The sequence below is a fragment of the Variovorax sp. E3 genome (assembly GCF_016082275.1).
Lineage (GTDB): Bacteria > Pseudomonadota > Gammaproteobacteria > Burkholderiales > Burkholderiaceae_C > Variovorax.
On record NZ_MOWM01000227.1, the window covers coordinates 1 to 8,520 of the forward strand.

Consider the following 8,520-nt stretch of genomic DNA (forward strand, 5'->3'; position numbering starts at 1 on the left):
CTTCGCGGGGCCGGCCGGCGCGGCCACGCTGCGGCTCGGCGATGCGCCCGCGCCGCGCCCTGCCCTGCCTCTTGCGCTCGACGAAAGCGTCGAGCTGCTCGAGGACGCGGAAAGACAGCTCTCGCCCGAAGAAGCCGATGCATCGCCCGGCTTCGCGCCCGGCACGCGCGAACGCATGCGCCAGGGGTTCACGCGCTCGGTCTTCTGGCTGCGCTTCGCGGTCGCGAACGACACCGGCGATGTGCGGCCGCTGCGCCTGGTGTTGAACACCACGTGGCTGCAGTACGTCGACTTTCATGTGCAACGTCGCACGCGCACCGGCGCCGAAGCGCCCCTGTGGGCGCACGAGGCGGCGGGCGTGTCGGTGCCGCTGCGCAGCGGCGGCAGCGGCGACCGCGTGCCGACGCTGTCGCTCGACCTGCGGCCCGGCGAGCAGGCGCGCGTGCTGGTGCGCGTGCAAAGCCTCAACAGCCTGAAGTTCGCGCCCGAGCTGCACACGGCCGACAGCTGGCGCAAGGCCGAGAGCAGCCATGCGCTGCTCGACGGCCTGCTGATCGGCGGCATGCTGGTGCTCGCCGCGTACTCGCTCACGCTGTGGGTCATCTCGCGCAACCCGCTGATGGCCTTGCAGAGCGTGGGTTTCACGCTGGTGGCGCTGTACGAGGGCACCTATCGCGGCTATGCGCGGATCGCGCTGTGGCCCGCCAGCACCGAGTGGAGCTATCGCGCGGCCGGCGTGGTGGCCGCCAGCTGCGTGCTGAGCCTGCTGCTGTACCTGCACCTGATGTCGCGCCGCGGCCCCGTGCGGCCGCCGGGGCTGCCCGTCATCGCGGTGCTGGGCGCCGCGCAGGTCGTCGCGATGCTGGGTGCGCTGCTGGGGCCTTATGCGCCCTTCGCGCGCCTGGGGAACCTCAATGCGCTGCTGCTGGTGTCCGCGCTCACCGCGAGCAGCTTTCTCTACATGCGGCGCGCGGGGCCGGGCGGCAAGCAGGCGTTTCCGGTGATGGCCATCATCATGGTCGGCGTGTGTCTGCGGCTGGCCGAACTGTCGATGCCCACGCACATGCTGCCCGGCTTCGACGCCTACGCGCTGGGCTTCCCCGGCATGCTGATGGGGCTGGTCGCGCTGTCGTCGTGGACCCACCATCTCTCGCGCCAGCAGCACCTTGCGCAGCGCACGCTGGTGCGCTGGCAGGCCGACGAACAGCAACGCCTGCGCGACGAGGTGGCGCGCAAGACCCACGCGTTGAATGCCGCGCTCGAGCAGGCCGAGCACCAGGCGCGCGAGCAGACGCGGCTCCTGGCCTACGTGACCCACGACCTGCGTGCGCCGCTCGCGACCATCATCGGCCACGTGCGCCTGCTGCGCGAAGAAGCCACGCCGCAGCCGCAGCCCGAGCGGCTGCAGGCGATCGAGCGCAGCGCCGCCTACCAGCTCTCGCTGATCGACGACCTGCTCGACTACGCCAAGGGCGAGCTGCTGCCCTTCTCCTTCGAGCCTCGCCCCGTGCGCCTGCAGGCGCTGCTCGACGACATCGCGCAGTACGCCGACACGCTCGCACAGCGGCAGAACAACACCTTCGCGCTCGAGGTGCGCGGCGCGTTGCCGCCGACGGTGCTCGTCGACAGCAAGCGCTTTCACCAGCTGCTGCTCAATCTGCTGTCGAATGCCGCCAAGTTCACGCACGGCGGCAGGATCGGCCTGCGCGTGCAGGCCAGGCCGCGCGCGGATTCGTGGCGGCTGCGCCTCGAGGTGTGGGACAGCGGCGTCGGCATCGACAAGGAAGACCAGGCGCGCATCTTCCAGGCCTTCGCGCAGTGCGCGCCGAGCGCGAACGGCAACGGACTCGGGCTGGCGATCGCGCGGCGCATCGTGCAGCACATGGGCGGGCGGTTGTTGCTCCAAAGCCATCCGGACCTGGGCACGCGCGTGCGCTTTTCCGTGATCGTGAAGGACGCGCCGAAAACGCTGCCGCCCGATGCCGCGACACCGCGGATGCCGTCGTTGCCGCTTCCCCAGACGTCGCGCCTGAGGCTGCGCCGCGCGCCGACGACGGCAGCGACGCCCACGCCGGCCATCGCGCCGCTGCCGGCCGCGGTGCGGGCCGAACTCGAACTGCTGGCGCGCGACGGCCGCTGGACCGATCTGCATGAATGGGCCGACCGGCTGGCCGCCGCCGATTCGCGCCACGCCGCGCTGGTCGAGGCCGTGCGGCAGGCGCTGGACCGGTTGGACTTCGAACACATCCGGCTGCTGGCGCGCGCGGCGCCGGATCTGTGACGGCGCGCACGGCTTTGCATGCGGCGGCGCGGCTGTTTAGGATGGCGGCTCCCCACGCACAGGAGCTTTTCATGCACGACATCGCCGCGCTTCAGAAACTGCTGGACCCGCTGTTCCCCGGCTTGATGGGCGTGCGCCTCACGGAACTGGCGCCCGACCGCGTGGTCGCGGAGATGGAAGTGCGGCCCGACCTGTGCACGGCCGGGGGCATCCTGCACGGCGGCGCCTACATGGCTTTTGCCGACACGCTGGGCGCGGTCGGCACCCTCGTCAACCTGACGGAAGGCAAGCGCACGACGACCACCGACTCGAGCACCAAGTTCATCGCGGGCGCGCGCGCCGGCAGCACCGTGACGGGCACCAGCGTGGCGCTGCATCGCGGGCGCACGACGATGGTCTGGCAGACCACCGTCACCAACGCGGACGGCAAGCTGTGCGCGGTCGTCACGCAGACACAGCTGGTGCTGGAAGCGGCGGCGTGAGCGCTTCTTGCCGCGCCTCGGGCGGATGGCTTGCCGCGTAGCGTTCGAGGAACAGATACAGCATCAGTCCGCCGGCCAGCGGCAGCAGGTAATAGAGCGCGCGGTACGCGAGCACCGCCCCCATCAGCGCGCCCTGCTTCACGCTGCCCGACAGCAGCGCGAGGTACACGGCTTCGAGCACGCCGAGGCCCGCCGGGATCGGCGTCAGCACACCGACGATGGACGCGGCGAGCAGCACGCTCAAGGTGGTGGCGTAGGGCACCTTCTGTCCGAGCAGCAGGTACATGGCGGCGCCCATCAATGCCCAGTTGGTGGTGGAGAGCGCGAGCTGCGCCACGGCCAGGCGCGCGGCCGGCAACTGGAGGCGACGCCCTCTGAATTGCCATTCGCGTCCACGCGCCATCGCGCAGGCCGCGACGTATGCCAGTGCCAGCAGGATCATCACCACGCCGAGCAGGCGCAACGCCCCGTCGCCGATGTGCGCCTGGCTGGGCGGCGAGATCGCACCGGCCGCGAACAGGCCGCCCGCAAGCAGGCCGTAGCCGAGCCAGTTGGTCGCAAGGCTCAGGCCGACGATCTGCGCGACCGAGGCGTCGTCGAGACCGGCACGCGCATAGAGCCGCGCACGCATCGCGACGCCACCGACCAGCGAGCCGAGGTTGAGATTGAATGCATAGCTGGTCACGGCGATGGCCCATGTGCGCCAGTACGGCAGGCGATGGCGCAGATGGCGCTTGCCGATCAGGTCGAAGCATCCGTAGAGGGCGTGACTGGCGGTCGCGAGACCCAGCACGGCGAGCAGCAGCAGCGGCGAGTAGCGTTGGAGCGCTTGCCATGCACCGGCCCAGTCGACCTTGTGCGCGTGGGAGAGGAGCAGGCCCAGGACGGCGATGCCCAGCAACGGCAGGGCCCATGGGCGGCAGCGGTGCCAGAGGGTGCCGGCGCCGGGCGCAGGGGCGTCGGCGGCAGTGGCCGCGTGCGAGGTCATAGCGACGGCGGGCGGGCTCAGGGCCGGGCGGGCCTGGTGTCGCTTTTCTCGGGGGTCTTGTGCTCGGCAGCGTCCTTGTCGTGGAGCTTGCTGTTGCGCACGTCTTTCATCATGCGCTCGCCTTCGGCATCGCGACCGTCGGTGGGGACGGACTCTTCCTGCGTGAGTTCGGGTTCTTCGGGGTGCTGCGGCTTGGACATCGGCATCTCCTCGGTGGATGTCCGAGTTTGTCGATGCCCGCGATGGATGCGCCGCCGGCCACAGGCGACGGCGGATGCAGGACATTTGCCATACCGCGACCGCGCACGGCCGCGCCGGAAATTGAAAAAGCCCTTGGTCCTGTGGGAACCAAGGGCTTTGAATTTGGTGGCCTGGGGCGGAATCGAACCACCGACACGCGGATTTTCAATCCGCTGCTCTACCAACTGAGCTACCGGGCCATTGCAATTGTGTGCAGCCTCGAATTATACAGCGCTTCTGCGCCCTCTCGACAGATCGACGCCAAGTTGTTTGAGTTTTCTGTACAGATGGGTGCGCTCGAGGCCGGTTTTCTCGGCCACGCGGGTCATCGAGCCGTTCTCCATCGCGAGATGGAACTCGAAGTACGCCTTCTCGAAACCGTCGCGCGCGTCGCGCAGCGGGCGGTCGAGGTCGAAGCTCTGGGTCGATTGCGGGCCGGTCTCGGCCACCGGCACCGATGCCAGCGACGCCATCAGCAGGCTGTCGCCCGTGGTGGTGATCGCGGTGGACTGCGCCACGCCCGCCGGTGCGGGGACCACGCCAGCGGCGGCGCGCCGTGCGCTCTCGCGCGCCAGCCCCTGTTCCACCGCCTTGAGCAGCTTCTGCAGCGTGATGGGCTTTTCCAGGAACGCGAAGGCGCCGATGCGGGTGGCGTCGACGGCCGTGTCGATGGTGGCGTGGCCGCTCATCATGATGACGGGCATGCTCAGCAGGCCGGCGGTGGACCACTCCTTGAGCAAAGTGACGCCGTCGGTGTCGGGCATCCAGATGTCGAGCAGGACGAGGTCGGGCCGTGCGCGCTGGCGGGCCGCGCGCGCTTCGGCGGCGTTTTCCGCGAGCTCCACGTTGTGGCCTTCGTCATTGAGAATTTCGAAGAGCAGGTCCCGGATGCCCAGCTCGTCATCGACCACGAGAATGTTTGCCATGAGTGCTGCTTGTTGTATGCGCTGGTGTCTGCAATGTGTGTAGGGTCCGCGGGCACGTCCATCGCCTGTGCGACGGAATCGCAAGTGCTCAGGCGGCGGAAGACTTCGAATCTTCGGTGTGAGCGACCGCTGCCCGCGGCTCGCTTGCCAGCGCGAATGATAGCGAGACTTGCGCCCCCGCCACAGCCCCGTCGACAACGCGGTTGGAAAGCTCGATGCGCGCACCGTGTTCGTCGGCGATCTTCTTGACGACGGCCAGGCCCAAACCGGTACCTTTTGTTTTCGTGGTGACGTAGGGCTCGAAGGCGCGCTTGAGGATGTTCTCGGCGAAGCGGGGCCGCTGTCCTGCACGGTGAGCCGCACGCGCTGCCCCGAGTCGCCCAGCCGCGTGCGGATGACGACCTCGCCGCGCTGGCCCGTCACGCTGGCCGCGGCCTCAGCGGCGTCCTGGGCGTTTTGCAACAGGTTGTGAATCACCTGGCGAATCTGCTGCGCATCGCCGCGAACGGGCGGGCAACGCTCGTCGAGTTCGGAGCGCAGCGTGATGGGCAGGCCCTCGGCGTTGTAGAGCTGGAGCACGTCGACCAGCAGCGCATTGAGGTCGACCGGCTTGAGGTCGGCCGCGGGCAGGCGCGCGTAGTCGCGGAATTCATTCACCAGCCGCTTCATCGCATCGACCTGGTCGACGATGGTCTTGACCGACTTCACGAGGATGGCCTGCTCGGGCGGCTGCACCTTGCCCGAGAGCTTCATCTCGAGCCGCTCGGCCGACAGCTGGATGGGCGTCAGCGGGTTCTTGATCTCGTGCGCAAGGCGGCGCGCCACCTCGCCCCAGGCCTGCGCGCGCTGGGCCGAGACGATCTCGGAGATGTCGTCGAACACCAGCAGCCGCGCCGCGCCCGGCAGCTCGGCGCCGCGCGCGACGATGTTGATGGCACCGTCCTGCTGCGGCATGTCCAGGCCCGAGGCGTGCAGTTCGAAGGCGTGCTGCCAGTGGTCCAGGCCGTGCTGCATGCGCTCGACCTGGAATTCGTCGAACTGCTGCTGCACCTTGGCGCCGAACTCGGCCAGGCCCGGCACGCTGACCAGCGCCTGCCCTTCGTAGGCCGCGAGCGGCGCGCGCAGCACGCGGGTGGCGCCGGGGTTGGTCGACAGCACGGTGCCCTTGGCGTCGAGCACGATCACGCCCGAGGTCAGGTTGTCCAGAATCGTCTGCAGGTTGGCGCGGGCGGCGTCGAGCTGGCCCATGGTTTTCTCGACCGCGCCGCGCGCGTCGGCCAGCTGCTGGGTCATGACGGCGAACGAGCGCGTGAGGCCGCCCAACTCGTCCTTGCCCTGCAGCACGGCGGTGGGCCGCAGGTCGCCGGCGGCCACCTGGCGCACGCCGTCGGCCAGCACCAGCAGGGGCCGCGCGAGCTGGTTGCCGAACAGCACGGCCAGCAGCACCGCGCCGAACACGGCAAGGAACAGGCTCAGCGTGAGCGTGCCGATGTACATGCGGCGCAAGCCCTCGCGCGCGAGCGCCCGCTCCTGGTATTCGCGGTTGGCCTCCTGCACGGCGAGCGCATTGGCCACCACCGCAGGCGGCAGCGGCCGCGTGACCTGCAGGTAGCGCGGCGCGGTGTCGAAGTCGAAGCCGGGGCGCTGCACCATGGCGAGCGCGCGCACGCTCGCGACAGGCGGGGCCGCGCCCGGGGCGGCAGTTTCGTCCAGCCCTTCGATGTGCGCCACGGCGCGCTCGGGCCGCACCTGCCGGAACTGCTGCGCGGTCGGCCGCTCGGGGTTGAGCTGAAAGCGCGAGGAGCCGGCGCTGGCCACCAGTTGCCCGGAGCCGGTCCAGAGAATCACGTCGCTGGCCTCGAGCTGGTCGCGGATGCGCTCGAGCAGCAGGCCCGCGCTGGCGTCGGGCACCTGCGCCAGCTGTGCGCTGGCGCTGCGCGTCTTGGCGGCGAGGTCGTCGGACAGCGAGTCGAGCGTGGCGCGGCCCAGGTTCAGGCCGGCGTCGAGCGCGCCTTCGACCTTGACGTCGAACCAGCTCTCGATCGAGCGCGCCACGAACTGATAGGACACCACGTAGACCAGCGCCCCCGGCACCACGCCCACCAGCGCGAAGATGGCTGCCAGCTTGATGAGCAGCCGGCTGCCGAACTTGCCCTGCCGCAGCCGCCGCAGCAGCCGGAACGCGACCCAGCCGATCACCAGCACCAGCAGCACCGCCACCACCACGTTGATGCCGAACAACCGCACGTAATAGCGTTCGTACAGCGCGCGGTTGTTGGTGGCCTGCGCGAGCAGGAACATCAGCACCAGCCCGATGGCCGTGACCAGCGCGGCGCCCACGCCCACGGCCCAGCGCATGGCGCGCGAGCGGCGGGCGGCGGGCGTGGCCGCTGCGCCGCTGCGCGGGGAGGTGCTCACTTCTGCTTCTCCAGCGCGAGCCGCGCGGTGCGCTCGGCGGTGATGTTCCAGTCGGCCTGGCCGACCACGCCGATCTGGAACGGGCGCGGCAGCTGCGAGGTGTCGAGCCGGAAGCGGAAGGTCACCTGGTGCAGCGGGTCGTCGCCGATCTCGGCCGCGTCGCCCAGCCGCAGCCGCCCGATGCGCTTGATGGCGTCGAGCGCGTCGCTCAGGGTGTCGAAGTTCTGGTTCAGCGAAATGCCCAGGCCGACGGCGCCGGTGATCGGCACGGGCGACACGTTCAGGCGCCAGCGCCGCGTGAGCGGCTGGTAGGCCAGCCGCATGTGGCGCTGCACCTGCGCGACCTTGCGGTCGGTCCAGTACCAGCGCTCCTGGAAGATCTCGGCCTCGGCCACGAAGTAGATGGCAATGCCCTTGTCGAGCACCTCCTCGACCAGCGAGGGCAGCTCGAACTGCACGGCCGCGCTCAGGTAGACGCCGTCGTCGGCCTGCTCCAGCCGCATCTGGCCGATGGAGGCATTGGAGCGGCCCTGGGCCGCGGCCGGTGCCGGCAGCCACGCCACGCACACCACCCAGACCCACAGCAGCACGGCCAGCAGGACCGGCGCGCGCCGCTCAGCGCGGGCGCTTTTCAAGCAGGGCGTAGAAGAAGCCGTCGTGGTCACCAGAGGGATTGTCCGGGACGCCACGGGCATTCGACCCGCTTTGGGGCAGCAAATGGCCGGGTGATGGCAGCAATCGTGCGTCGGTGTTGTGTACAAGAAACGCATCAATTTGTTGCGAGCCCTCTTCCCGGAAGACCGAGCAGGTGCAGTAAAGAAGGCGGCCGCCGGGGCGCACGAGCGGCCAGAGCGCGGCCAGCAGCGCGGACTGCTGGGCGGCAAGCTGGGCGGTGTCGCTCTCGCGGCGCAGCCAGCGGACGTCGGGGTGGCGGCGCACGATGCCCGAAGCGGTGCATGGCGCGTCGAGCAGGATCGCGTCGAAAGGCGTGCGGTCCCACCAGTCGGCGGGGCGCGCCGCGTCGGCCACCACGACCTTGGCCTTCAGGCCGATGCGTGACAGGGTCTCGTCGATGCGGCGGCTGCGCGCGGCGTCGACCTCGAGCGCGGTCACCTCGATGGCGCCGGGGCCGGCGAGTTCGAGCAGGTGCGCCGTCTTGCCGCCGGGCGCGGCGCAGGCGTCGAG

The 8,520-nt window shown here is 70.0% G+C and carries 6 protein-coding genes, 1 tRNA gene and 2 pseudogenes; 2 read left to right on the forward strand and 7 right to left on the reverse strand.

Features of this window, described 5'->3' with window-relative positions; translation table 11 throughout:
• A partial coding sequence (locus BMG07_RS38175; RefSeq protein WP_198088841.1) for a sensor histidine kinase occupies nucleotides 1–2,281 on the forward strand: 2,281 nt, incomplete at its 5' end.
• A gap of 71 nt (nucleotides 2,282–2,352) precedes the next feature.
• The gene (locus BMG07_RS38180) at nucleotides 2,353–2,763 is read left to right on the forward strand and encodes a PaaI family thioesterase (RefSeq protein ID WP_198088842.1); all 411 of its coding nucleotides are present in this window, start codon (nucleotides 2,353–2,355) and stop codon (nucleotides 2,761–2,763) included.
• On the opposite strand, the gene BMG07_RS38185 is transcribed toward BMG07_RS38180, so the two are convergent.
• The 7 genes and pseudogenes from BMG07_RS38185 to BMG07_RS38215 form a co-directional block, all read right to left on the reverse strand.
• The gene (locus tag BMG07_RS38185) at nucleotides 2,726–3,751 is read right to left on the reverse strand and encodes a lysylphosphatidylglycerol synthase domain-containing protein (protein WP_198088843.1); all 1,026 of its coding nucleotides are present in this window, start codon (nucleotides 3,749–3,751) and stop codon (nucleotides 2,726–2,728) included. The two genes, BMG07_RS38180 and BMG07_RS38185, sit on opposite strands and share 38 nt — an antisense overlap.
• A 17-nt stretch (nucleotides 3,752–3,768) precedes the next feature.
• Nucleotides 3,769–3,951 carry a hypothetical protein gene (locus BMG07_RS38190; protein ID WP_198088844.1) on the reverse strand — a complete coding sequence of 61 codons (183 nt, stop codon included), beginning with the start codon at nucleotides 3,949–3,951 and terminating at the stop codon, nucleotides 3,769–3,771.
• A 164-nt stretch (nucleotides 3,952–4,115) separates the two neighbouring features.
• A tRNA-Phe gene (locus BMG07_RS38195) sits at nucleotides 4,116–4,191 on the reverse strand.
• A gap of 24 nt (nucleotides 4,192–4,215) precedes the next feature.
• Nucleotides 4,216–4,917: a response regulator gene (locus BMG07_RS38200; protein WP_198088845.1), complete on the reverse strand. Its 702-nt coding sequence runs from the start codon at nucleotides 4,915–4,917 to the stop codon at nucleotides 4,216–4,218.
• An 88-nt stretch (nucleotides 4,918–5,005) separates the two neighbouring features.
• Nucleotides 5,006–7,335: pseudogene (locus BMG07_RS38205) on the reverse strand (ATP-binding protein).
• Nucleotides 7,332–7,898, reverse strand: coding sequence for a DUF4390 domain-containing protein (locus tag BMG07_RS38210; protein ID WP_374221429.1), 567 nt, complete (start codon nucleotides 7,896–7,898; stop codon nucleotides 7,332–7,334). The pseudogene BMG07_RS38205 and the gene BMG07_RS38210 overlap by 4 nt, the downstream one beginning before the upstream one ends.
• Nucleotides 7,899–7,950: 52 nt before the next feature.
• A pseudogene (locus BMG07_RS38215) lies at nucleotides 7,951–8,520 on the reverse strand (16S rRNA (cytosine(967)-C(5))-methyltransferase RsmB); the annotation flags it as partial.